The sequence below is a fragment of the Kribbella deserti genome (assembly GCF_042434725.1).
In the GTDB taxonomy this organism is placed as follows: Bacteria; Actinomycetota; Actinomycetes; order Propionibacteriales; family Kribbellaceae; genus Kribbella; species Kribbella deserti.
On sequence record NZ_JBHLTC010000026.1, the window covers coordinates 32,987 to 57,258 of the forward strand.

At 67.7% G+C, this 24,272-nt stretch carries 24 protein-coding genes and 1 pseudogene; 15 read left to right on the forward strand and 10 right to left on the reverse strand.

Features of this window, described 5'->3' with window-relative positions; all coding sequences use genetic code 11:
- Positions 1-3: 3 nt before the first annotated feature.
- From ACFFGN_RS20430 to ACFFGN_RS20445, 4 genes are all read right to left on the reverse strand, one after another.
- Positions 4-1,017 (reverse strand): Rieske (2Fe-2S) protein, encoded by a 1,014-nt coding sequence (locus ACFFGN_RS20430; protein WP_380050004.1) that lies wholly within the window; start codon positions 1,015-1,017, stop codon positions 4-6.
- Positions 1,018-1,060: 43 nt separating this feature from the next.
- Positions 1,061-1,927, reverse strand: a complete 867-nt coding sequence (locus ACFFGN_RS20435) for a MerR family transcriptional regulator (RefSeq protein ID WP_380050007.1) — start codon at positions 1,925-1,927, stop codon at positions 1,061-1,063.
- A 321-nt stretch (positions 1,928-2,248) separates the two neighbouring features.
- The gene (locus tag ACFFGN_RS20440; RefSeq protein WP_380050010.1) at positions 2,249-2,536 is read right to left on the reverse strand and encodes an MMPL family transporter; all 288 of its coding nucleotides are present in this window, start codon (positions 2,534-2,536) and stop codon (positions 2,249-2,251) included.
- Between the two features lie 114 nt (positions 2,537-2,650).
- On the reverse strand, positions 2,651-3,229 hold the full coding sequence (locus ACFFGN_RS20445; protein ID WP_380050013.1) for a helix-turn-helix domain-containing protein: 579 nt from the start codon (positions 3,227-3,229) through the stop codon (positions 2,651-2,653).
- A gap of 80 nt (positions 3,230-3,309) precedes the next feature.
- Here ACFFGN_RS20445 and ACFFGN_RS20450 point away from each other — a divergent pair, with 80 nt between their 5' ends.
- Together ACFFGN_RS20450 and ACFFGN_RS20455 are read left to right on the forward strand one after the other, a co-directional pair.
- On the forward strand, positions 3,310-4,323 hold the full coding sequence (locus ACFFGN_RS20450) for an alpha/beta fold hydrolase (protein ID WP_380050016.1): 1,014 nt from the start codon (positions 3,310-3,312) through the stop codon (positions 4,321-4,323).
- A gap of 362 nt (positions 4,324-4,685) precedes the next feature.
- Positions 4,686-5,291, forward strand: coding sequence for a glycoside hydrolase family 16 protein (locus tag ACFFGN_RS20455; RefSeq protein ID WP_380050019.1), 606 nt, complete (start codon positions 4,686-4,688; stop codon positions 5,289-5,291).
- A 437-nt stretch (positions 5,292-5,728) separates the two neighbouring features.
- Here ACFFGN_RS20455 and ACFFGN_RS20460 read toward each other — a convergent pair.
- From ACFFGN_RS20460 to ACFFGN_RS20480, 5 genes and pseudogenes are all read right to left on the reverse strand, one after another.
- Positions 5,729-6,745 (reverse strand): annotated as a pseudogene (locus tag ACFFGN_RS20460) (glycosyl hydrolase family 18 protein).
- 393 nt (positions 6,746-7,138) lie between these two features.
- Complete coding sequence (locus ACFFGN_RS20465) at positions 7,139-7,825, reverse strand: GAF and ANTAR domain-containing protein (protein WP_380050022.1); 687 nt, start codon at positions 7,823-7,825, stop codon at positions 7,139-7,141.
- A gap of 127 nt (positions 7,826-7,952) precedes the next feature.
- Positions 7,953-8,390: a flavin reductase family protein gene (locus ACFFGN_RS20470; RefSeq protein ID WP_380050025.1), complete on the reverse strand. Its 438-nt coding sequence runs from the start codon at positions 8,388-8,390 to the stop codon at positions 7,953-7,955.
- A gap of 53 nt (positions 8,391-8,443) precedes the next feature.
- On the reverse strand, positions 8,444-9,220 hold the full coding sequence (locus tag ACFFGN_RS20475; RefSeq protein ID WP_380050028.1) for an AfsR/SARP family transcriptional regulator: 777 nt from the start codon (positions 9,218-9,220) through the stop codon (positions 8,444-8,446).
- A gap of 244 nt (positions 9,221-9,464) precedes the next feature.
- Positions 9,465-10,565 (reverse strand): LLM class flavin-dependent oxidoreductase, encoded by a 1,101-nt coding sequence (locus ACFFGN_RS20480; protein WP_380050031.1) that lies wholly within the window; start codon positions 10,563-10,565, stop codon positions 9,465-9,467.
- Positions 10,566-10,810: 245 nt separating this feature from the next.
- Here ACFFGN_RS20480 and ACFFGN_RS20485 point away from each other — a divergent pair, with 245 nt between their 5' ends.
- The 12 genes from ACFFGN_RS20485 to ACFFGN_RS20540 all read left to right on the forward strand — a co-directional run bounded on the left by ACFFGN_RS20485 (position 10,811) and on the right by ACFFGN_RS20540 (position 22,624).
- Complete coding sequence (locus ACFFGN_RS20485) at positions 10,811-10,924, forward strand: keywimysin-related RiPP (RefSeq protein ID WP_380050033.1); 114 nt, start codon at positions 10,811-10,813, stop codon at positions 10,922-10,924.
- 176 nt (positions 10,925-11,100) lie between these two features.
- Positions 11,101-12,939, forward strand: a complete 1,839-nt coding sequence (locus ACFFGN_RS20490) for an asparagine synthase-related protein (RefSeq protein WP_380050036.1) — start codon at positions 11,101-11,103, stop codon at positions 12,937-12,939.
- Positions 12,936-13,193, forward strand: coding sequence for a lasso peptide biosynthesis PqqD family chaperone (locus tag ACFFGN_RS20495; protein ID WP_380050039.1), 258 nt, complete (start codon positions 12,936-12,938; stop codon positions 13,191-13,193). Before ACFFGN_RS20490 ends, ACFFGN_RS20495 begins: the two co-directional genes overlap by 4 nt.
- A complete protein-coding gene (locus ACFFGN_RS20500) occupies positions 13,190-13,618 on the forward strand; it encodes a lasso peptide biosynthesis B2 protein (RefSeq protein ID WP_380050041.1) in 429 nt (142 codons plus the stop codon). Before ACFFGN_RS20495 ends, ACFFGN_RS20500 begins: the two co-directional genes overlap by 4 nt.
- On the forward strand, positions 13,615-14,172 hold the full coding sequence (locus ACFFGN_RS20505; protein ID WP_380050044.1) for a MauE/DoxX family redox-associated membrane protein: 558 nt from the start codon (positions 13,615-13,617) through the stop codon (positions 14,170-14,172). The genes ACFFGN_RS20500 and ACFFGN_RS20505 overlap by 4 nt, the downstream gene beginning before the upstream one ends.
- Positions 14,173-14,178: 6 nt before the next feature.
- Positions 14,179-15,111: an ATP-binding cassette domain-containing protein gene (locus ACFFGN_RS20510; protein WP_380050047.1), complete on the forward strand. Its 933-nt coding sequence runs from the start codon at positions 14,179-14,181 to the stop codon at positions 15,109-15,111.
- The gene (locus ACFFGN_RS20515; RefSeq protein ID WP_380050050.1) at positions 15,108-15,998 is read left to right on the forward strand and encodes an ABC transporter permease; all 891 of its coding nucleotides are present in this window, start codon (positions 15,108-15,110) and stop codon (positions 15,996-15,998) included. Before ACFFGN_RS20510 ends, ACFFGN_RS20515 begins: the two co-directional genes overlap by 4 nt.
- 166 nt (positions 15,999-16,164) lie before the next feature.
- Positions 16,165-16,584: a hypothetical protein gene (locus tag ACFFGN_RS20520; RefSeq protein WP_380050053.1), complete on the forward strand. Its 420-nt coding sequence runs from the start codon at positions 16,165-16,167 to the stop codon at positions 16,582-16,584.
- A gap of 217 nt (positions 16,585-16,801) precedes the next feature.
- Complete coding sequence (locus ACFFGN_RS20525) at positions 16,802-17,641, forward strand: phytanoyl-CoA dioxygenase family protein (RefSeq protein WP_380050056.1); 840 nt, start codon at positions 16,802-16,804, stop codon at positions 17,639-17,641.
- Between the two features lie 591 nt (positions 17,642-18,232).
- Complete coding sequence (locus ACFFGN_RS20530) at positions 18,233-19,504, forward strand: hypothetical protein (protein ID WP_380050059.1); 1,272 nt, start codon at positions 18,233-18,235, stop codon at positions 19,502-19,504.
- A gap of 132 nt (positions 19,505-19,636) precedes the next feature.
- The gene (locus ACFFGN_RS20535; RefSeq protein WP_380050062.1) at positions 19,637-20,161 is read left to right on the forward strand and encodes a GNAT family N-acetyltransferase; all 525 of its coding nucleotides are present in this window, start codon (positions 19,637-19,639) and stop codon (positions 20,159-20,161) included.
- Positions 20,162-20,392: 231 nt separating this feature from the next.
- The gene (locus ACFFGN_RS20540) at positions 20,393-22,624 is read left to right on the forward strand and encodes an AAA family ATPase (protein ID WP_380050065.1); all 2,232 of its coding nucleotides are present in this window, start codon (positions 20,393-20,395) and stop codon (positions 22,622-22,624) included.
- Here the strand turns inward: ACFFGN_RS20540 and ACFFGN_RS20545 are convergent.
- On the reverse strand, positions 22,621-23,073 hold the full coding sequence (locus ACFFGN_RS20545) for a hypothetical protein (RefSeq protein ID WP_380050068.1): 453 nt from the start codon (positions 23,071-23,073) through the stop codon (positions 22,621-22,623). The two genes, ACFFGN_RS20540 and ACFFGN_RS20545, sit on opposite strands and share 4 nt — an antisense overlap.
- 110 nt (positions 23,074-23,183) lie before the next feature.
- On the opposite strand from ACFFGN_RS20545, the gene ACFFGN_RS20550 reads away from it, so the two are divergent.
- A complete protein-coding gene (locus ACFFGN_RS20550; RefSeq protein ID WP_380050071.1) occupies positions 23,184-23,978 on the forward strand; it encodes a ferritin family protein in 795 nt (264 codons plus the stop codon).
- The last annotated feature ends 294 nt before the right edge of the window (positions 23,979-24,272 follow it).

Genomic DNA, 24,272 nt, shown 5'->3' on the forward strand with positions numbered 1-24,272 from the left:
CGCCTACAGACCGCGGGAGCGGAGCTGGTAGCGGCGTTCGGCGTAGGCGAGGTCGTCGCGCCAGAGCCGTCCCGCGGTCCACTTCATCGCCGGGCGCAAGAGCCTGCCGGCCGAACGGGCCAGCTGGAACCCCGGTCGCTCGGACGCGGCCACCGTGGCCTCGATCACCGCTGTGCGGGGAGTACCGTCCGCCGCGGGGGACAGGGGAGTGGCGTGAGTCTCGACCACGCTGCCGAGGCCTTCGCCTTCGACGATGCGCATGACCACCGTGCGCGGCCCGGGGCAGGTGAATTCGGCCAGGACCGGTACGCCGAACGGCCCACCGAGGCGGAACGTCACCTTCACCAAGAACTTGTCGTCGGCCTCAGCGACGTGTATCTCGGTAGGCGCGCTGACGACCTCGAGGTCGGAGAACGAGTACGGGTGGAACCAGGCGCCGTGCCAAGGGTCGAGGCGGTTCGCGACGATGTCCACGGGCTCGCACGCACCCGTGAGTACGGCGACCGCGTCCAGTGCCGGACCGGCCGGACGCTCCGGCACGGGCGGTACGTCGGTGGGGGTTTCGCCGCCGAGCTGGTCCAGCCGCACCCAGCAAAGAACGCCGTCGTCATAGCTGGGTAGTTCGTCCCAGCCGGTACGCCCGGTGCCGCTGCCCACCCGCAGGCCATGCCAACGGCAGACCAGCGTGCCGCAATCCACCTTCGCCAGTGCCAGCGGTGCGCCCAGATGCGGGCACGCGCCGGGACCGACCACCAGGCTGCCGTCCTCGCGGCGCCAGGCCACGAGTTCGATACCGCCCACGTCGGCACCGAGGGGCGTTGAGCTGGTTACCGAACGGCTCGCGGCGAAGACGAACCAGTTGCCGCTGGCACGTGTCGAGGCTCGTTTGACCGCACCCTCGATGACCGCGGGGGAGGCCTCGCGGTACGTCGGTTGTTGCCGCGCCCAACGAGTTTTCGGGACCAGTTGCACGGGCCATCGCGACGGCCAGCGGTCCGTCAGCCTGTCGGTTGCCATGGTGGTGAACCTCCTTGCACGAGTCCCCTTGCGGTACCCACGATCATGCTCTTGATAGCTCGTCGACTGCTTCCGTCAGCGCTGAGAGCGGGCGCACGCGCGACGACCAGCCGGGCCCGGCCGCAAGGACCTGTGGCGCATGGGCGGTCAATCGCCGGCGAAGCGACGCCTGATTGGCGCAGGACGTCAACGACCACAGCACAACGGCCCGCGGCCTGCTCCGGGCAACCGCTCGCACCACCGCCTCGGCCGGTATGCCGGACGCCAGGAGAACGGCCGGAAGCCTGCGCTCCAGCAGCGCGGCCTGCAGCACCTTCATGGGCAGCCAATGCCGTTCGCCTGGCGAGCATGCCAACAAGATCGGCCGGTCACCGCCAGTGGATCCCCGATGACCGGTGTATCGATCAACGGCCCGCGCAGTCTCATCGGCCAGCAGGGTTTCGAGGTCGGTGCAATCGCCATCTCGCAGGAACCGCTCGCCGAGCCGCCGCAGGGCCGGAGCGAGTACCTCGTCCCAGCCGGTCTGGACGCCCAACTCCCGCAGGCACTGATTCAGGTCGTTCGCGAGGTCTTCGACCCGGAAGGCCTCGGTGGCGGCAAGTAGCGACTCAACCCGCTCGGCAGCGGACGCTTGCTGGGATTGGGTCGGCGGGGGTGATTCGACACTGAGGCGAGCGGCCTCGGCAGGCGGCGTACCACCCGCGATCAGGCGCTGCATGCGACGCAAACGAGCCACGTCCTCGTCGCTGTAGCGCCGGTGGTTGCCCGGCGAACGCAACGTCGGCGCGATCCCGTACCGCACCTCCCAACTGCGCAACGTGACGGCCGGAATCCCCAGCATCGCCGCCACCCGGCCAACCGGCCACACCACCGGCGCCGGCTCCCCCCGCGACCGCAAAGCCTCCGTCATACCCACCACGATGACACGAATCCCCCGCCACCGGTGAATCCCCGCCTAAGTTCTGCATAACCCTCAACCACCCCGTCCGCCCGAGCCGATGCGCTCGCGGAGGCCGACCATGGTCGGTCATGTCGGGAGGGGGCGGTACGACGAAGTTCGCGCGCCTCTCACACGAGTCGACCGCGAGGCGTCGCCGGCGACCGAGTACAACGCGCTCTCACGCGACAGGTGAGCTGGCTCCGGTCAGTCCGCCCGTCCGCCCATGCGCTGTGCGTCAGTAGCCCGCCGCTTAGTCCGGGTGGTGGATGGGTCCGGGCCCACTGCCGACTTTTAACGCGGGTACCTGGTTGCAACCGGGTAGTGGTGCAACAACCCGGCAGTGGCTCCACCACAACCGGGTAGTCGCGCAAAACCCCGGTACCCTCCTCGTGTCCCCAAGGTGGCGGGTGATCCGGTGACCAGGCTCGCGAAGAACGACGCCACCACGGTGATAACCAGCAGCACCGGGGCCACCAGGGCACGAAGCAGTACGACCAGTACGAGTCCAACGAGCACCAGCACGAGCGGCATGATCAGCAGGCGGTCGCGTTCATCGGCCTGCCCGCCCCGCCGCCGCATCGGCACTGCCCGCCCGGCGTGTCATCGGACCCTAGTTACTCGGCGTGTCGCCGTTCATCGGACCCTTGTGACCAGGCGTGTCGCGGTTCATTGGACGCTTGTGGCCGGGCGCGATCAGTCGTCGGAGACCGTCAGGTGGACCTTCTCGCCCTGTACGCCGATCAGCGTGAGCAGTTCGGCGGACCGCTCGTCGGCACTACCAAGCCAATGCGGCACCCGGGTGTCGAACTCCGCGGCCTCGCCCGCGCGCAAGACGAACTCCTGCGAACCGAGCACAAGCCGAATCGTCCCGTTCATCACGTAGAACCATTCATAACCCTCGTGCGTCTTCGGCGTCGGCGCTCCCCATCGCGACGCCGGCGGGTAGATCACCTTGAACGCCTGGATACCACCGGCCCGCCGGTTCAGCGGCACAAACGTCATGCCCTGGTGCGTGACCGGCCGCAGGTGGATCCGCGGATCACCCGTCTCCGTGGACCCGACCAACTCGTCAAGCGGCACCCGGTACGCCCGGGCCAACGGCAAGAGCTGCTCGAGCGTCGGCCGGCGCTTGCCGTTCTCCAACCGGGACAACGTGCTGATGGTGAGCCCGGTTTCGTTGGCCAGATCGGTCAGGGTGGTCCCGCGTGCCTGGCGTAGCGCCCGCAATCGTGGTCCCACACCCGCCAGCACAGAGTCCGCGTCGTCGGTCATGACCTCCACCTTGCCAATTGGCAAAGAACATTGCCAGGACCGAACGCCGATGGCGAGGGTGCTCTGGGAGGTGAGACCTGATGCTCAGGTACCTGAAAGTGTGGACGGCCGGCGTGGTGATGAGCCTGCTGTTGTTGGGCTGCGGCGCCGTACCCACGGGAGAGATGCAGACCAGCACGGCCGAGGCCGAACGGGTGTCCTTCGATGCCGCAACGCGCGACGACGACGAGTTCAACCGGCAATTCGAGCACGAGTTCGCCGACGTCAACGGCGTACGGATGCACTACGTCACGGGTGGCACCGGCGAGCCGCTGGTGCTGCTGCACGGTTGGCCGCAGTCCTGGTACGAATGGCGCGGCCTGATGCCGGAGCTGGCCAAGCGCTATCGGGTCTACGCGCTCGATCTGCCTGGTCTCGGCGACAGCGCCGGATCGCCGACGAGCTTCGACAAGGCGACGCTCGCCCGGTACGTCCACGGCCTACTCGTCGATCGCCTTGGCCTGAAGGCGATCCGGCTCGTAGCGCATGATCTCGGCGCGGGTGTGGGATTCCAGTACGCCGCTCAATACCCGGAGCACGTGGTCCGGTATGCCCATCTGGACTATCCGTTGCCCGGGCCCGCGTTGAGCGCGGCGAAGTACCGGACGTTCAGCTGGCACATGGCCTTCCACACCCAGCCGAAGGTGCCCGAGCTTTTGGTGGACGACGAGGTGCGGGACTACCTCGCGGCGTTCTACCCGCAGGTGGCGTACGGCGGTGTGGCCTTCGGTGGCAAGGGCGCGCGGTCGCCGTTCACGGAGCGCCAGGTGAACGAGTTCGCGCGTACGTATCGACGGCCGGAGGTACTGCGTGGAGGGTTCGAGTTGTACCGGAGCCTGGATCGGGATGAGCGGGACAACCTGGTGGCTCGTACCAAGGTCCCGACGTTGCTGCTGACGGCGCAGGGCGGGCTCGCGTCCACCCGGCCGACAATCGATCCGCTGATCACGAACATCGAACGGGCCGTGGAGGTGCCCCGGGCCGGTCACTGGCTCCCCGAGGAGAACCCGGCCTTCGTGACGAAGGAGCTGCTCACCTTCTTCGGCCGCCCCTGAGCCGAGCCCACCCGGCGGGCGCACCGGGCGCTCGCTGGGCGGACCGGCGGTCGCGCGGCGGTATGGATCAAGGTGCCGCCAACGAATCCGGAATTGCTTTGCTGAATGCGGAGAAGTGCCGGGGCGATCGATTTGGATCAAGACGTGACAGCGGCCCCAAAATGACTTTAGAGTCCCAGCTCCAGCATGCCGGCGGCTTCTGCCGGCGTCTTTCCGATCGAGGAGACGCAATGCAGCTATCCCAGCATCGGCGATTCACCGCCGCCGTAATCTCGGTAATCATCTTGATTAGCACTCACGCAACAGTCCCGGCCAGCGCGCGATCGGCTCCGGATGTAGTCGGTCCGCAAGCTGCGAATACCGTGACCAGGGATCATTTCGACACCCTGAATCACGGCGTCTGGAAGTGTGAGTTCACCTGCCCGACGATCGCCGGCGGCACCGCGCAGTTCAACCTGCAGCCGGGCATCCAGCCGAACCAGGCCGGCTCCTGGTCGAAGGTGGGCTACAAGCCGGCGCGGTACACAAAGGGCAGGTTCACGATCAGGTTCAAGCTCACCGAGCGGCCCAAGGACCAAGCCGTGTGGTGGGGCCTGGCGCTGTGGAACGACGGCCCGGCCGCCGACGGCAGCCAGTTCAGTGAGATCTGTTTCGGCTACACGACGAATCAAAGTTTCACCAACACCCAGTTGCGTTTCGAGAGCGCTCATCGCGGTCACGACGTGTCCCTGAAGGTCGATACGGGCGTGGATCTCTATGACGGCAGGTACCACACCGGCACTCTGGAGTACGGCCCGGACTATGCCGCGTTCTACCTCGACGACAAGCTCCTGAAGGTCATCAACGACGAGAGCTTCATCCCGAGCGACCCGCTGGAACTCGTGATCGGACCGCGGCTGGTGACCGGTAGCGCGCCGCTGCAGAAGAAGTTCACCCAGACCGTCGACTGGGTCAAGATCGACGCCTGAGGCCGCGCCCATTCGTAGCGGGCAGCCAGCGGGAACGGGCGACCTTCCGCGCCTCCCCGCAGTTGGCGGGAAAGGTCACTCGGCGGTGGCGAAAATGGTGCCGGCGCCGCGCGATAAGTCTCGCTCGCATTGTGGTGCGCCACGCGTGGGCCGACGCATTCCAGATGGCACCTGGAACGACCGGAATGAGGCTGCCCGGAGAGTACGGGAATAGGCGTTGGCGCGAAAAATGTAGGTGAATGGCGTCCGCGTTGGGCGGACGGTTATACGGCGCCGGTGCCTATTTCCGGTGGGAGGCCCAATGGCCGGTTCGTGTTGGTGTGGATCGCGCTGCTTGTGCTCACCGCCGAGGGCCTGGCGCGGCGCCGTACCCGCACCGCCAAACCGCGGGTCCCGGTGACGTACCCGGGGCCCGCGGTTTGAACAGCCTGTGGGTCTTAGTTGCTCGGTGTGCGGCCGTAACAGAGCTTGCCGGCGAGGACCGTGCGGTAGATCGCGTTCACCAGTGAGGTCGGGCCCGTGGTGTCCTGGGCCAGCTGCCAGTACATGATGCCGCCGGCGTTGGCCATCGCCCACTTGGTTTTGGCCTTGATCGTGGGGATGCCGTTATAGCACTCCTGGACGCCGTTGACCGTCACGCAATCCTTGTACGCGTTGGCGGGATCCATGGCGACGAACTCCGAGTAGGCGATTCCGCTCGGGCGGCTGTAGAACGGCACACCCAGGACCGTCTTGCTGGCCGGTAGTCCCCGGGCTTTCCACATGTTGGCGGAGTCGATGGCCCACTGGTAGTTGGCGTGCGGGGTGCCGGAGTCGTACGTCATGATGTTGATGAAGTCGACGTAGCCGAAGACGACCGGCTCGACGCCGTTCGCCGTGGTGGCGCGAGCGCTCACGGCGGCGGTCAGCAACTTGCCCCGCTTGCGCAGTTCGCCGCTCAGCTGCTTCATCAGCGCGCTGAAGTTCTGGGCGGACGTGCCCGGGTCGGGCTACTCCCAGTCCATGTCGATGCCGTCGAGATTGTACTTCTCGACCTCACCGATCAGGGTGTTGACGAAGGTCGTCCGGGTGCTCGGATTGGCGGCGAGTGTCTCGAAGGCCGAGTCGTCACCGTTCATCCAGCCGCCGACGGCCAGCGAGATCTTCACGCCCCACTGGTGACCCTTGGAAACCAGTGCGGTGAGCTTGGCGGGGTTCGCGAGCGGCTGCAAAGTGCCGTTCGCGTTCGGCCGTGCGAACGAGTAGTTGATGTGAGTGATCTTCGCGTACTGGATGGTGTCCACGCTGCCGGCGCCGGAGGTCAGGTACGCGACGCTGCGGAACCCGTTCGGCAAGTAGGTGGCGCCGGCTGGTGCGGTGGTGGCCGTGAGGGTGGCGGCGACCGTCGCCGCGGCAATGGCCAGACCGGCCAAACGGGTTCGAACGCGCTTGAAGGACGAGAAGGCTGATGGCATGGGCGGTTCCTCTCGGATCAGCACCCCGGACGGCGAACGCTGACGGCCGGTGCGAGGTGGTGTGACGTGGGGCTCGTGCACTGAGCAGAGTCAAGCGTGCAACCGATTGCACGTCAAGGGTCGGTGAACTTTGCTGTTGGGCCGCAGTGCCGCGCGAACTTACCTTCTATCGTTAGAAACCACGCGGAACACTCGGGCTCGACCGCGCTGTGCGGGTGGGCTCGCGTCGTACCGCGTGCAACCGATCGCACGTATGTCACGCGCCACGGGGAGTTTCACCACGCCGTGGCAACCGCTTGCCGTGGGCAACAAGTGAATTAGGTCTCAGCGACGAATCAACGTTCAGACCGGTCAGAACGTACGCCGTAGGGATGTGTGGCGGCTGTTGCCGGCCTACTGCTGCCCGTTTTGCTGCTCGACGTCCGCGACGAGTTCTTGTGCGATCCGTCGCAGCTTGACGTTGCGCTGCTGGGAGAGCCGGGTCAGGAAGGCGAAGGCCCGCTGGTCGGTGAGCTTGTAGCGCTCCATCACGATGCCGATGGCCTGACCGATCGCGCGGCGGGTTCGCAAGGCCTCGGTGAGGTCGTGGATCTCCTGGGCGTACTCGATGGCCATCGCCGACTGGTGCTTGAACAGTTCCCCGATCGAGCCGAGGTCCTCGAAGGCGCCAAGTTCGCGCGAGTACAGATTGAGGGCGCCCTGGGATCGCGGCGCCTCGAACAGCCGCAGACCCGCCTGAGCGCGGAAGCCCGCTTCCAGCGCATGGGCCGCGTAGCGCGGGAAGCGCGGGTCGGTGGCCAGGTCCGGGGAGATCACGTGGGCCGTCTCGGTGGCGGCCTCGTAGCAGGGGCCTTCGTGAAGCTCGTACTGCGCCTTGTCGACGCCCCACAGCACCTCATCCGTGGGCGCGACGGTTTCCAGCCGGCCATCGGCGTGCAGCACCGTGATGCTGGCGCACGCCACCTGGGGTAGTACCTCGGTCGCCGCCGCGGTGATCCGGGCCAGCGTATGGTCCAGGTCGCCCGGAGTGAGCGCTTTCGCCAGCCGGCTTGCCGCCGCCACCAATCCCGCGTCTGCCATGCTTAGACCGTACCTCTCCAGACTGCCCCCGCCATGCAATCGCTTGAGGAAGCTTCCCAGAGCTGCCAGCGGTAACAGAAGACCTCAGGCCCACCATCCGTGACAGAAGAACCCCAGTGCCAGGGCCTCAGAGGTAGCGTCCGCCGTAGAAGATCAAGGGCTCCTCGGTGGAGTCGTTGGCGACCGCGGCGACCACCTCGCCGAAGAGCACGAGGTGGTCGCCGCGCATCAGCAGTTCGTTGACGGTGCAGTCGACGTGGCCGAGGCTGCCCTGAATCACCGGCGCGCCCGTACGGCCCTTGCGGGTGGGCAGGTTCGCGAACCGGTCGGCGCCGGACCGGGCGAACGTCTCACCCAAACTCCGCTGACGCCGGCTCAGGAAGTTCACCACGAACGATCCGGCCGCAGTGATCGCCCGGCCACTACGGGAGTTGGCGTCGATGCAAACCAGCACCAGGGCAGGCTCCAGCGAGACGCTCGTGAAGGAGTTGGCGGTCAGGCCGACGGGCCCGTGTTCCCCGGCGGCGGTCACGATCGTGACACCGGTCGCGAACCGGCCCAGCACGGTTCGTAAACCGTGCTGGGAACGCGCTGGATTTGTCGCCGTGGCCGGTAACATCAGGCCACCCGATCCGTATTGTTCTGCAGAATTCGCGCATGTAATGAACGTAATTCGTCACAAGGATCGACGCCGACCTCCGCGCGTAATCGGCCGTCGATTTCGCAATAGGCTTCCAGTGCCTCCGTTTGCCGGCCCGAGCGGTATAGACAGGTCATCAACTGCATCCAGAAACGTTCGCGGAACGTGTGCTGGCCGACCAGTCCCCGCAGCTCCGATACCAGCTCCCGGTGCCGGCCCAGCGCGATCTCCAGTTCGAACCGGCGCTCCCGCGCGAGCAGCAGCTCTTCTTCCAGGCCGGGAATGATGTCGGCCTCCAGCGACGGGCTCTGTACGTCGCACAGGATCCGGCCGTGCACCAGGCCGAGCGCTTCGGTGAGCTGGTCGGCCGCCCGGGTCATGTCGCAGGCCGGGATGTTCTGCGTGAGACGGCGAAAACGCACCAGATCGACCTGCATCGGATCGACCTCGAGCCGGTAGCCGCCCGGCTCACTGCGCACCACCGTGCCGAGGCCGGGCCGGCCGCGTTCCAGCAGTTTGCGGATCCGGGTGATCCGGGTCTGCAGGGCGGCGCGCGGCTGATGCGGCATGTCCTCGCGCCAGAGGCGGTCGATCAACTCGTCGGTCGAGACCAGCTCCCCGACCCTTACCAGCAACAAGGCCAGCAGCACGCGGTGCTTGCCGGCCGGAATATGGACCTGCTGGCCACCGGCCAGGATCTGTAGTGGTCCCAGCACTCGACAGTCCAGCTCGTCGACTTCGTACGCAATGGACACGAATACACTCTCCCCAGAGTTTTAGCGGTCGCGGCCGCCAAAGTGCATGTGACGACAGGTGCCGTTCTGGTCGCGCACGGTGATCACGCCAGGCCGGGCGATCCAGCCGGAAATTCCGCGCGGACCGGTCAATCCGTGGTGGGCCTCCGAACTTCGCCCCCACGATTCCGGCTGGAGAACGCCGCCGGCAGCGCGCGATCGGCCAGGGCGAGGGCTCCTCGGCGCGCGTCGGGGCGGAAGACGATCACTGCTGGGCCTGGGCGGTCACCGCTCGGACGGCTTCGTTGAGCAATCGGTACGACGCGGCGCGGGCGCGCACGTCCTGGATCAGGGTGAGCGCCAGAATCTCCTGGCAGCCGGTCGTAGCGACCAGGGCGTGGACCTTGTCCCGCACGGTGGCGACATCGCCGATCAGGTGGCTGCGCAGCTGCTGGTCGACGGCCAGCTTCTCGCGCGGATCGAACCGGTACGACGCGGCCTCGTCGGCGGTGAGGTTCGGGCCGTTGCGCTTACCCCGGAGGAGTTCGGCGACGACGACTCGCAGCGGTCCGGCCAGGTGGTCCGCCTCGGCCGCGGTTTCGGCGACCGTCGCGGAGGCGGAGACCGCGGCCCATGGTTCGGTGGACCAGGCGGACGGCTGGAAGGCCTGCCGGTAGGCGGCGATCGACTCGGCCGCGGCGTCCGGGCGGACGTGGTACGCGTAGGCGAACGGAACACCCAGCCGGCCGGCCAGCGCGCCGCTACCCGGGCTCGCGCCCAGCACCCACAGCGTCGGGCGGGACTTCGTCGCGGGCACGGCCTGAACGGTCTCACCGGTGATGTCGCCCATCACCTCGGATCGCTCGCCGCGCAGCAGCAGGTCGGACAGTTCCTCGACCAGCGGCTCGAACTCGGCGCCGGGCCGCCGGTGCAAGGCCTTCGCCGTCTTCAGGTCGGTGCCGGGCGCCCGGCCGACGCCGAGGTCGATCCGCCCGGGATGCAGCGCCTCCAGCGTGCCGAACTGCTCCGCGACCACCAGGGGTGCGTGGTTGGGCAGCATCACCCCGCCGGAGCCGACTCGGATGCGCGTCGTCCGGGCCGCGATGGCCGCGACCAGGACGGGCGGGGCGCAACTGGCGATGAACGGCGCGTTGTGATGCTCGGCAACCCAGTACCGGTGCAGACCGAGGGCGTCGGCCTCGATCGCAAGCGCGACCGAGTCGCGCAACGCGTCCGCCGGGGTCTGCCCCTGCCAGATCGGCGCGGTGTCCAGCACCGAGAGCAGCACCTGCCCGGCCCCGGGGCGGTCGGCGCCGGTGGGATCGCCCGGCTGAAGTCGTGGCGGAACGGTGGTGGTGCCGGGCATCACGTCTCCTCACTGCTCGACGGCGATTCCCGGGTCCCGTGGGGTCCGGGAGATCCTTTATTGCTCCCACTTAAACACGCTCCGTGCCCGAACAAAAGCGTGTTCTATTCAGGTGAAACCAGGATGAAAGTGCCGCGAAAGTTACACGATCGGTGTCATGAAAGAGGCGTCGCCTAGGTTGATTCCGAAGGCGCTACTTGGCAATTCGGTCAAGTGGTCTAAAAGGAACCATCTAGGAGGTAGCGATGCACGCTTACGAGCCGCCCATGCTGACCGAGGTCGGGAGCTTCGCTGACGTCACGCTCGGCCGTCCGAGCTGGGGCTTCGAAGCCGACTGGTCCTGCGTGATGCTCTGCTGATCTCAGCCGAGCGCGAGCTGGACTGACGGGTCGTTCCCGACCCACGTACTTGTGAGGTGCCGGCGCCGGCTGTTCGGCGCCGGCACCTCCCTTAGCGCCGGCACTTCTAGACCTCTTACCGGTTCTTCCCGAGGTGCCTTCGATGGCGACGACGACGGCAGAGCAGAGGTGGCGCGATGACTTTCCTGATCTTTCCCGACCATGCGACCGCGTCGCAGGTGGCCGAATCTTTCGAGTGGCCCGCCGGTACGCAGGTCATACCGCATCCCGGCAGCGGCCGGCCCTGGCTGATCGGGCAGTGGCGGCCGGGCGAACTGACCACGGTTCGCGGCCGGGATCGCTGCTTGGTGGTGCTCGGCGTGACCGAAGTGCCGCGGGACATCGAGAGCGAGCTGGACCGGCTGCGGACCCCAGCGGCGGCCGATGCGCTGACACGCCGGTTCGCGGGGGACCGGCACCTGCTGCTGTCGTACGGCGGCCGGGTGCGGGCGCAGGGCACGCTCTCGTCGTCGCGGCAGCTGTTCTGGATCCGGCACCGGGGCGTGGACATCGCCGCCGATCGGGCCGATCCCTTGATCGAACTGACCGGTATCGGCGTGCACGACGACGCGATCGCCGCCCGGCTACTGGCACCTTGGGCGCCTTGGCCTTTCGCTGAGCAGAGCCTGTGGCAGGGAATCCAGACCGTGCCGCTCGGTCACTGGCTGGGCTGGAACGACTCCGGACAAGCCAGCGCCAGCCGCTGGTGGTCCCCGCCGCCGCCCGAACGATCGCTGGCCGAGGCCGCTAGTGCCACGGCGGACGCGCTCAAGGACGCGGTTCGGGTGCGGGTGCTGCATAGCGAGGTGAGCGCCGATCTGTCCGGCGGGCTGGACTCGACGTCGCTGAGCTTCCTCGCCGCGAGCCATCGAACCGGCCTGACCACGACCAGCTGGGAGGCGGCGAACCCGGCCGACGAGGACCAGGTCTGGGCCTCACGAGCGGCGCAGCGGCTGAACGGCAAACACCACGTGATGAGCCGGCAGGACGCGCCCGGGTGGTTCTCGGACCTGGACGGGCACGACGAACTTGAAGGTCCTTTCGCGTGGATCCGAACGCGCGGCAAGCTCCAGTACCAGGCCGAACTCCTGGCGGCTCAGGGCTCCAAGCTTCATCTCACCGGGCACGGCGGTGACGAGTTGTTCACCGCGACCCAGCTCTTTCTCCCCGAGCTGATGAGCCACCCGGTCCGGGCCCTGCCGTACATCAAGGCCTATCGCGCGGTGCATCGCTGGCCCGCGCTCGAGACCTTCGCCGCGTTGCGCCGTTCCGAGACCTTTGCCGAGTGGCTGCGCCGGGCGGCGACCACCATCGACCGGCCGATCCAGGAGTATCTGCGCAAACCCGACTTCGGCTGGGGGATCGGCTATCGCATGCCGGACTGGGCCACCGCGGCCGGGATCGACGCGGCCCGGCGACAACTTGTCCGCGCGGCCGAGACGGACCCGCAGCCGATGTCGCCGTACCGCTGGGTGCATGCGTTGCTGCAGGACGTCCGGCTGTGCGGCGACACCATCCGCCGGGTATCGCGGTGGACCGAGCGCAGCGGCGTGGCCTGGCACGCGCCGATGACCGACGACGCCGTGATCGAGGCCGCGTGCTCGGTGCGCGCGTACGACGTGGCGATGCCGGACCGCTACAAGCCCCTGCTGACCGAGGCGATGCGCGGCGCCGTACCGGACGAGTTCCGGGGGCGCCGGACCAAGTCCGAGTACAGCGCCGAGGTCTACGACGGCGTACGCCGGATGCGCGGGCGCCTGCTCGAGGTGTGTGACGACCTGCAACTCGCGCGGCGCGGCCTGGTGGACGCCGATCGATTGCGGGACCTGGTCGTCCGGCCACCACAGTCGTCGTTCGCGTTCATGCCGCTGATCAGCACGCTGGCCGTCGAGGCCTGGCTGCGAACGGTCAGCCGGCGCGAAACCCGTCCGGCCGATTCCCACCAGCAGCTGACACCCCAAGGAGGTCTGTCATGAGCTACACCCTCGCGCCTGGCATGAGCTGGACCGACACCGGCGACGGCATGGTCTTGCTGAACGAGAAGTCCGGCCAGTATCTGACGCTGAACCGCACCGGCGCCACGGTGCTGCAGGGCATTCTGGACGGCAAAACCGTCGACGAGTTGATCGACTCGTTGCGTACTTCGTATCCCGAGGCGTCGGACCGGGTGGCCGACGACGTGGGCCGGCTGATGGCGTCGTTCGAGCAGGCGGGGGTGCTGCGGCGATGACGATGCCGGTGACGTTGGAGTACGGCGCCGAGGTCAACGCGTGGAACCGGCTGCTCGGCCGGATCTGCGTGCTGGCGGCGTTCGCGTTGATCAAGCTGCGCCCGGCCCGGCTGCGGCGGGCGATGGAGCTGGTCCGGACCGGAGCCCGGCCGGCTACCGAGGCGGAGGCGCTGGCGGCTCGTTCCGCAGTTGTCGTGGTGAGCGTGACGTGCGCCGGGCAAGGCTGTCTGCCGCGTTCGGTCGCCACCGCGCTGCGCTGCCGGCTCTCCGGGGTCTGGCCCGCCTGGTGCACCGGCGCCCTCACCGAACCGTTCCGCGCGCACGCGTGGGTGGAGGTGGACGGCAAGCCCGTGGGGGAGCTGGACGACGTACGGCACTTCCGCAAGCTGATCGAGGTGCCTGCGAAGAAGGCGGTGTCACCATGACCGAGTTCGTCTCCGTCGTCGCCCGGGCCATGCTCGCCGCGGTGTTTCTCGCCGCGTTCCTGGGCAAAGCCAAGACCCGGGAGAGCTTTCGCGGTTTCGCCAGGTCGGTGCAGGGGCTGGCCAAGTTGCCCAGCGATCGGGTCGCCTGGATCCTGGCCACGATCGTCGTCGCGGGGGAAGGGCTCGCCGCCGCGCTGCTGGTATCGCCGTTGGCTCCGCGCCTGGGGTTCGTGATCGGCGGGCTGATGCTGCTCGTTTTCACTGGGGTCGTGGTGCGTTCGGTCCGGGCCGGCATCTTCGCGGAGTGCCGCTGCTTCGGTGGGCGCGGCGCGATCATGAGTGCGGCCATGGTCGGCCGGAACCTCGTGCTGCTCGCCGTCGCGATCACCGGCGCCGCCCTGCCGGCCGCGTCGTTGCTGGAGCAGCCGCTGGTGAGCCTGCCCGCCGTGGTCGTCGGTATCGCTTTGGCGGTGCTGGTGATCCGCTACTACGACGACTTCGTACGACTGCTGCTGCGGCGCCACGCCACCGCGACCGCGGCCCACGGCGAGTGATCGGCCGTGATCGAGGCCGAGGGACTGAGCAAACGCTACGGTGACACGCTCGCCTTGTCCGAGGTGGATCTGTCGGTTGACACCGGGCAGATACTGGGCCTGATCGGTCACAACGGCGCCGGTAAGACCACGCTGGTGGAGATCCTGTCGACCTTGATCAAGCCCAGCGCGGGAAGGGCCCGGGTGGCCGGTGCCGACGTGGTCCGGTCCGCAAGGCAGGTCCGCCGGGCGATCGGCCTGACCGGTCAGTACGCGACAGTGGACGACACCCTGTCGGGAACCGCCAACCTGGTTCTGCTCGCACGCCTCAGCGGCGCCGGCCGCCGGGACGCCCGTCGCCGCGCGGCGGAACTCATCGAGCAGTTCGGATTGAGCCAGGCCGCGAGTCGCCGCGTCCGTACGTACTCCGGTGGTATGCGCCGACGGCTCGACCTCGCGGCCAGTCTCGTCACCGCGCCCCAAGTGCTCTTCCTGGACGAACCGACCACCGGGCTGGATCCGGGCAGCCGCCGAGCCGTGTGGGAGCAGGTCGCGCAACTCACCGAGCTCGGTACGACGATCCTGCTCACCACCCAGTACTTGGAAGAGGCCGACCAACTGTCGGACCGGGTCGTCGTACTGGCCGGTGGGCGGGTTGTCGCGGGCGGAACGCCGGCCGACCTCAAGGAGCAGGTGGGCCGTCGCACGATCGCGGTTCGGCTTCCTGCGGAGGCTCCCGCGGGGCGAGTGGTCGAGCGGTTTGCGGGTAGTGGATTGGACGTCGCCGTGAAGTGCCAATCCAGTACCGGTGGCGACACGCTCACGGTAGCGGCGCCGTCAACGCGCACGCTCGCGCAGGTGGTCCGCGTACTCGACGAACTCGGGGTGGAGCCGGAGCACCTGGAAGTCGCAGAGCCCAGCCTGGACGACGTTTTCGCCACTTTGGGGGCAGGTCGATGACTACTACCGCGCCACCTACGGGCACCAGCGCGCGATCTGCCGCTGACCAGGCGGATCGGACCGGCGCCGGCCGGATACTTCGACCGGCGCGGCGGCCGCCGCAGCGGTGGGAGCCGGCCGCCATACCGGCTCAGATCCTTGCGCTGCTTGGGCGTTCGCTGCGGGGGGTCGTGCTGGAACCACGCACGCTGATCGTGACGTTGCTCGGACCGATCCTGCTGGTGAGCGTGCTGAGCCAGTTACTGGGCAGCCTGGCGACCACGGTCGCGTTTCCGGCCGGCGTCGGGTACGTCGACTTCGTGGTGCCCGCGATCATGATCACGACCGCCCTGCAATCCGCGCTGGGATTGACGATCAGCCTGCTGCAGGACATGCGCAACGGACTGATCAACCGCTTGCGCACGATGCCGATCTGGCCGGGGTCGATCCTGGTGGCGCACAGCCTGGCGGGGCTGGTCCGGATGTTGCTGCAGTTGGCGGTGCTGTGCGTCTTTGCCGTACTGGTGCTGGGCTTCGATCCGCCGGGCGGGGTGCTCGGTACGGTCGCGGCGGCACTGGTCGCGGCCGCGGTCAGTACCGGTCTGGGCTGGATGTTCTTCGCGCTGGCCTGCCAACTCCGGCACACCGAACTGGTCCAGGCCATCTCCGGAACGCTCACCTTCCCGTTGATCATGGCCTCGAACGCCTTCGTACCGGAGTCCGGTCTACCGGGCTGGTTGCGCCAAGTCGCGGAGGTCAATCCCGTCTCGCACAGCATCTCCGCCGCCCGCCAACTCATCCTCGGCCACGCCGCCACCAACCAGGTCCTGGCCGCCCTCGCCGGCGTCACGGTCATCACCCTCATCTCCGCCACCATCGCCATCCACGGCCTGAACCGCCGGTCATAACCCGAGGTCCCACCCACTGCCCCCGCTTGGATCCGATTCGGCCATCCTCGCCAGGCAGCTACCGCCTCTTGGTCATCGGCGTTGCAACAAACTGCAGAATGCTTCCGCTGTCATGTCCGACAGTCGCAGACTCCTTTTGACCCATAGACAACTCCAAGGAGTACGTGTGCGACGACTTGTTGCGACTGGTGCCTGCCTGGTAGCTACGCTTGGCACGATTGGCGTTGCCGCGCCCGCCCACGCGGCCGAAACGTCAACGAAACCCTTCAGCCTGACGTATGGCGCCAGCTACTACACGGGCAATGTCACTTTCTCCAGCCGGTCGGTCACGGCCACGGGCCTGCTCCACTCAGTCGCCGGGAGCGGCTGCCGATGGGTTTCGGTGGTTCCATACGCGGGGACCACGAAGTACGAAGGCGGATTCCTCTACGCCCCGAGGTGCAACGGGGACTCCGGCACGGCGACCATCGGTGCCACGATCGACCTGCCCGGTGGACCCAGCAGTGTCGTGGTCGAACTTTGGACCTCCGATAGCGATGGCGGGAACCTCAAGGTGGTCAGGACGACCAGCAAGATCGCCCGCTGAAGCCATCGCATGAGGTCCGCTCCGTGATCGGAGCGGACCTCTGGAGGTGGCACCGCCTCCGCTCCTGCATCCAGCGGCCAATCCGCCTTCTCGCCGGGTGGCTCAGAACTCCGGCTGACCAATCAAGATTCTCTTTGTGTACTTCGATTTACAACGTTGCAGAAATTGGTGGTGGCGCCTAGCCTGGCGGGTGAGCCGGCTAAGGTGAGGAGGGGTCGTGAGTAGTGCGGGGCCGCAGGGGCAGGCGTTGTATGACGTGGCGACGGATGTTGAGGTGTTGTACCGCGACGGCATCACCGCGTTGAAAGGGGCGTTTCCGCGCGAGTGGGTTGAGCGGCTGCGCGAGGACATGATGGAGGCGTTCTGGGCGGCGATTCAGCGGCCTGGCGGCGCGGTCGGGCGTGGGCCGCGCCGGTGGTACGTCGAGGTGCACCCGCAGGACATCTCCGGTTTCGCCGACCTGGCGAGCCACCCGTGGATCACCGGGATCTGCGAGGCGGTGCTCGGGCCGGCGTACGAGATCGTCGAGCTCGGGTTCGACGTACCGTTCCAGGGCGCGAAGAACCAGCCTTGGCATCGCGATTTCCCGTCGCCGCCGGAGACCTATCGCGACCGGCGGATCACCTCGCTGGCGTTCAACCTGACCGGGGTGGACGTCACGCCCGACATGGGGCCGTTCGAGATCGCGCCCGGCGCGCACTGGGACGACGGACGCGAGTGGGACCACGAGATGTTCCCGCCGAAGGACGCTTGGCCGCGGTACGCCGAATGTGGCGTGCGCAAGTTCCCGCAGGCCGGTGACGTCTCCGCGCGGTCGGCGCTGACCATTCACCGCGGTACCGAGCACCGGTCGCCGATCGCCCGGCCGGTTCTCGTACTCGGTGTGGACGCTCCGGGTGCGGGCCATGCGGCGCTGCACGATCCGATGGTGACGCAGGACTACTACGACGCGCTGCCCGAGTCGGTTCGGCGCCACCTGGCGTGCCGGGTTGTCGACGAGTTGGTCCCGATCACCCAAAAGCACGACATCGAAGGCCTGGTGATGGGCGCGGAATGACCGCGATCGGCGGCGCCGGCTGATCCGGGGATGTCCAGTCCTCGTCACTCACTGGTACTAAACCAGTCGGCCGGAGGTTAGGTGAAACTTTCGCTACTTTTGCCGCGATTGCAGGTGACCAGTGAGTAGTTCAGATGTAAAGCGCCTGCTGGGCAATGGATTTCTTAAGTGAAAGCCGCGATCCGCCAGAGATTCTGAGGTGAGTTATCGCACGTCGCCACGCCGGTTCATCCCTTGGATGGGGCTGCCATCCGGCCTTCGCGTCACCTACAGTAGCCACGTCACCAGGAAGTGCGGAGCCACTGGCTTCGCCCGGCCCGGGACCTGTCAGGGGGCTGGCGGGGACCGCATCGAGCGCCGGGTCCGGGTGACGCTGTTCAGCCAACCGGGGCGGAGGGCTGAACAGCAACGGAGGGCGCGCCTGGCTCTCCGGGGGTCAGCTTTGCCGAATGCGCCGGGGCGGGCGCGCGGCAAAGCTGACCTGTCCCCAGCCGCCGATGCGTTGGTCCTCATGAGCGCGTTGGTCGCCGTCTCGTGGTCCTCAGCACCGCTATCGTCCGACCTGGCAAAGGCCGCGAACCGGAGGTGCACGTGGACGGAACGATGTTCCTCGGGCTGGTCGTCGTACTGCTCGCCGGAGCCGGTCTGACCTGGGGCGTGGTCGCGATCGTGCGGCGCCAGCGGTACATCAAGTCCTTGCGGGAACGCGGCTGGAACTTCGTGAACAGCCCGACGTACGACGCCGTGGCCCGGCTGGAACGGCCGCCGTTCGGCCTCGGCTTCAACCGCCGAACCGATGACCAGATCACCGGGCGAACCACGGCCGGCCGGGCGTTCCAGGTGATCGAGTACAGCTCCGAACACTGGTCCGGTTGGGTCGGCATGGTCACCCTGTCGCGCCGGCTCCCGGAGCTGTGGATGACCGGCGGCGCAACCCACCCGCGGTACGGCGTGGAGGCGACGGGCGTACCGGCCCCGGCGCAACTCGGCCCGGGCTGGCGGATCGGCACGCAGGATCCGGAGTACGCCGCGACGGCGCTGACCGGGCAGGCGTGCGACCGGTTGAACGCGATGGCCGCCTCCCGGCCCGGCCTGAATCTGAGCATCGACGCCGACCAGCTCGTCGTACTGGATCCACCGCGCAAAGACGTCGACCTGCTCGGAGGCTGGCTGGAGGAACTCGGCACTGTGGCGGACGCGTTCGACGCCGCGCCGCTGGATCGCTGGATCGAGCCTGAGCGGCCACCACGGTTCGCGTTCTACGGCCATCCGGACTGGCACTGGATCGGGGTGGACGACAGCCTGCTGGCGGTGACCCCGGTGAACGGGTCGGGCCACGATCACCGCACCGACGAGGTGGTCCGTGGCCGGGACGGCGACGGCCCGCCGTTTGTTGCGTTCACCCATCACTGGAAGACCACGCGAACCGAGACCAGCACCGACAGCGAAGGCCGGACGCAGACCCGGACCGTGGTCGAGAACCACAGCGAGGCGATGCTCGGCTTCCAGTTGCCGGTCGCGATGCCGCAACTCGAGGTCGGCCGCCGGGTGTTCGGTCGCGGCATCAGCTTCGAGAGCGAGGCGTTCAACGACCAGTTCGCGGTCAAGGCGCAGCACACCAAGTTCGCGTACGACGTGATCCATCCGCGGCAGATGGAATACCTGATGGCGAATCCGCCCGACCCGTTCCGGATCACCGGCGACTGGGTGTGGTTCGCGCCGTCGGCACACAGCCACCCGGTGATCGCCCGCAACTCCGAGTTCCTGCGCGGTTTCCTGGCCCGGGTCCCACGATTTGTCTGGCGCGACCTCGGCCTGCCCGAATCGCCGTACTCCCAGCCCGAGCCGGTCCTGCCGGGCTGATGCCACCTCCGTTAGTTCACTCGTGGACAAGGAGGGGGTCGCCCCGAGGCGCCTTCCCTTCGGCTAATTCGCGGGCGGGGGCGAGGGGGAATACCTAGGGTTGGCGGTGACCGCGATCGACTGGAGATGCTGATGCCTGAACTTGCTGTGCCGACCGTTGAGCTGCACGACTCCTGGCTGGAGTCGCGCGACGAGTGGGGGCGCGGCGCGCATCAGGACGGCACGGGCATCCGCTGGGCGGGTGATGTCGACAGCAAGGAAGGCTTCGCTGCCTGGGTCGAGATGTTGCGGCAGCAGTCGGACCACTCGATTCCGGTCGCGCCGGGGCTCGTGCACGCGGACTACTGGTGGATCGTTGAGGACGGCAACTACCTTGGCGCGATCAGCCTGCGGCACGAGCTGAACGACTTCCTGTTCAACGCCGGCGGGCACATCGGGTACAGCGTGCGCCCGTCCGCGCGGCGCCGGGGCCTGGCCACCTGGGCGGTATCGGCCGTACTCGGCGAAGCCCGGAAGCTCGGGCTGACGCGGGTGCTGGTGACCTGTGACGACTCCAACGCCGCGTCGGCGCGCACGATCGAGCGCAGCGGCGGTGTGCTGGAGGACGTTCGCGAGACCGAACTCGGGCAGACCCGGCGCTACTGGATCACCCTCTAGCCGGCACTCTTCGCGGGCCGGGCGAAATGGGTCGGCCGAAGTGGGCACCGGAGGGTGGGCTCGCCCTGTGGCCGACTAAAGTGGGCGGGCGCGATGCCACCTGTGGGATTCGCCGTGGTCGAGTCCGCCGCGACACCGCCGTACCGGGTGCCGGCAGGTCCACCGCGCAGTTAGTCAGGTGCCCGACGGGCGGAAAGGATCCCTGTGGCCGACCACACCCGGAGACCGCGCGTGCTCGATGTTCTTGCCGCTGGCGAACCCTGGGAAGTGCCGGACGAGTGGCTGACCGAGATCCGCGGCCGGCTTCGCGCGTGGGGTGATGACCCCGGCACGCTGCGACCACCGGGTGCCTTTCCGGACTTCGTCGACGGCACTCCGGCGGCGGTCTGGCTGACCCATCAGGTCGCGCCGTTGCTCACCGGCTGGATCCCCGTGTTGCACGGGGAATTCGCCGACATCGGGGCCGAAGTGGCCCGGGACTTCTACCGGCCGTCTGAGCGGTTCGGCGGCGCGGGCCATCTGATCCGCGTCGCGCCCACCGACTGGCCACTGCAGGTTGTGGCCGGCGCGCAGGGCTTCCACGAGGAGGGCCGTCGGCAGGCGTTGGAGCTGTCGCGCGAGGTGGTGAGCCTGTTCGTCGACGCGCCGCCGATGCGTGCTCGGGCCCGGGCGCTCACCGCGGCGTTCGATCGGGTGCTGGGCGATCGCGAGATCACCCGCATGCACGTGTTCGCCGACTACGAGACGATCGCCCACTTCTGGCGGACCGCCGTGTTCACCGAGCCGGAGCGCGCAGTACTGCCGGAGATCGCTGGTCCCGCTGCAGCCTTGCGGTACTCGCTCGACGCGTTGCGGCGCGTCCACGACGATCTAACGGCTGTTGTGCCGTACGGCGACGCGGTGGACTTCACGCAGCTACTGGCCCGTCTGATCCGCGCAGTCGGTCTGAGCGCTCAACCCCTCTCGGTTGGGCAGGTGCTTGGTATAGCCGGTTGGGACGTCGAGAAGGCCCTTGCCGATCTCAAGAAGGGGTTTGACCCCGAAGTCTGGCTAGCCCGGAACACGGACTGGTTGGCTCTTGCGGTGGCCCAGGATCAGCGGGCACTTGCGAGGGCCTGGGCGGCTGCAGCCACCCGGGTGTCGGTGTATCTGACCGGCGTACCGGATCAGGGGCCGTGGCCGGAGCCGGAGGTTCCGGATCTGACCACCTTCTTCCAGGTGCTCGATGGTGAGACGTCGGTGCGGGTCGTGACGACGTTCCAGGCGCCACCTCCGGTTGTGATCGACGAGCCGGTGGTGGAAGAGCCGGTCAGTGAAGCCCCGGTTCATCTCGAAGAACCGGTTGTGGTGGAGCCGGTCGTCGACGACCCGGCGGTAGTTGAACCAGTCGTCGCGGAGCCGGTTGTCCACGAACCGGCGATCGAGGAACCGGTGAACCAGACGCCGGTGGTCGAGGAGCCAGTCGCGCCTCAGCCGGTGGCCGAAGAGCCGGTTGTTGCTCAGCCGGTGCCGGTCGAGCCTGTCGTGTCGCAACCCGTCGAACCCCGGCCCGTCGTACCGCAGCCAGTCGTGTCCCAGCCGGCGCCGGTGGCTGCTCGGGCGGTTGTTACCGATGACGATCCGCTGGCCGAGTTGGAGGCGCTGGTCGGGCTGGAGTCGGTCAAGGAGGCCGTCCGGCGGATGGTGGCCGAGATCAAGACCAACGAGCGCCGCAAGGATCTCGGTCTGCCGACGCAGGACCGGGTCCGGCACATGGTGTTCGTCGGTAAGCCCGGTACCGCCAAGACCACGATCGCCCGGCTGCTCGCCCGGATCTACAGGCAGCTCGGCGTACTCAACAAGGGCCACGTCGTCGAGGTGGACCGCTCGGACCTGGTCGGCCCGAGCGTCGGTACCACCGCGCCGTTGACCGCGGCCAAGTTCCGCGAGGCGCTCGGCGGCGTGCTGTTCGTCGACGAGGCCTACACGCTGTCGCCGGAGAACACGCCGGGCGACTTCGGTATCGAGGCCGTCGCGACCCTGCTGAAGATGATGGAGGACCATCGCGACGAATGTGTTGTCATCGTCGCCGGGTATCACCGCGAGATGCAGCGGTTCCTCGAGTCGAACACCGGACTGGCCTCGCGATTCCCGAAGCTGCTCTCGTTCAGCGAGTACGACGCGGAGCAGCTGGTCGCCATCTTCGAGCTCCAGGCCCGGCAGAAGGGCATGACGTACACCGACGACGTGCTGGCCGTCGTACGCCGGATCATTCCGGCCACCCCGCGGGCGCACAACTTCGGTAACGGCCGCTTCATCCGGAACGTGCTAGAGGAGGCCATCTCCAACCAGGCGATCCGCCTCGCCAAGCGCGACTCGGACAGCCTGACCGAGCGCGACCTGCGCGAGCTACTGCCCGAGGACATCAAGCCGGCCGCCTCCATGCGCGCGGAGGACTACCTCTTCCAGAAGGAAGGGACCTAAGCGCGGCCAAGCGGCGCCGTACACCATTTGGCCAACAAAGCGACGGCAACGCCCACGATCACCATCGACGCGATCGTTGCGGGCACGGCCCGATCGTCCGCGTCGCTGAACCGGCTAGCCGCGGCGAGAACGGCGAGGACTGACGCCACCATCGGCAGCGGGACGACCCACCACCAGGTCATCCGGCCGGCCGTACGCGTGCCCACTGCGAGCACAGCCAAGTTGAGCACCTGCACCAGCGCACCGAGTACGGCGCCGAGCATCGCGCCAAAGGTGGCCCCGGTCAACCACCACTGGTTCGTATCACCTGCCTCGTACGACAACAGGCCGCCCACCACGGCACCGGCGAGCAACCCGGTTCCGAACCCGACCGGGAGCAATCGCGCGGCGCAGGACAAGACCGGTTGCGCTGCTGTTGGACGACTGGTTGAAGCGGAAGTTTCGGCCATGCGGCACATCCCTGCTTTCCCCGGTGGCTGTCGGTTCCCACTCTAGGCTCGTTCGGCTCAAACGCCAGTGATCGGCCGATCCGGCGGGCCTCAGGCAACGAAGTACTGGCATGAGCTTCGATGTCGCCGCCTACGCGGCCACCGCCCAGCCGTTGCGCTGGAATGACCTTGACTTGCGCGATTTCGATGCGGCCCCGCTGTCCGAGGGCGCGTTGCGGTGTTTGCGTTACATGAGCGACGTCGAGACCCATACCGTTTGCTATTTGCGCGACCTGCTGGTGACGCCGTCCCACCTCGATCCGGAGATCACGACGTTCCTGACGTTGTGGAATTGGGAGGAATACTGGCACGGGGAAGTTCTCGACAAGGTCCTCGAACGGCACGGCGTAGCAACCGGGCCGGAACACACCATGGCCCTGCGCAAACGCCTCGGCTGGCAGGACCGGCTCGCGCCGCTCGTGCAATCGGTGATCGCGAACCTGCTCGGCCCGGACTTCATCGCCACGCACATGACGTGGGGCGCCATCAACGAGTGGTGCACCCACTCGGGCTACTCCCGGTTCATCGCGGTGGAGCAGAACCCGTTGCTGACCGAGATCCTGCGCCGGATCGCCAAGCAGGAAACGCGCCACATCGCCTTCTACAACAGCCAAGCCCGGGCGCGGCTCACCGGCAACCCGCGCGCCCAGCGCATCACCCGATTCGCGTTGCAGCACAAGTGGGGAATCGTCGGTTCGGGCGTCATGCCCGACGACGAGGTCCACCACCTGCTCACCTACTTGTACGGCGGTACCGACGGTCTGGCCGAAGCCCGCCGCATCGACACCAAGATCGACACCCTGCCCGGCCTCAACGGCCTGCACCTGGTCGAACGCGAACTCCAACGCCACGGCATCACCTCCTGATCCGAACGAACGCAAATCACTCCGCTCAGGTCCGTCGACCTGAGCGGAGTGACGTCGTACGACGAACGGACCCGGCCCGATGACCGCAAATGGGGGATGGGGTGGGACATGGAGAACGGGCGGTGCCTCCGGAGGGGGGACACCGCCCGTCTCGAGCCGGGCCGGTTGGCGTTGGTCAACGCGGGCCGGTGGTCCCCGGCTCGGTTGATGCCACCGGCGCTACCGTCAGGACGCCGCCGGCATCAGCACGGAGTCGATCAGGTAGACCGTGGCGTTGGAGGTCTTGACGCCGCC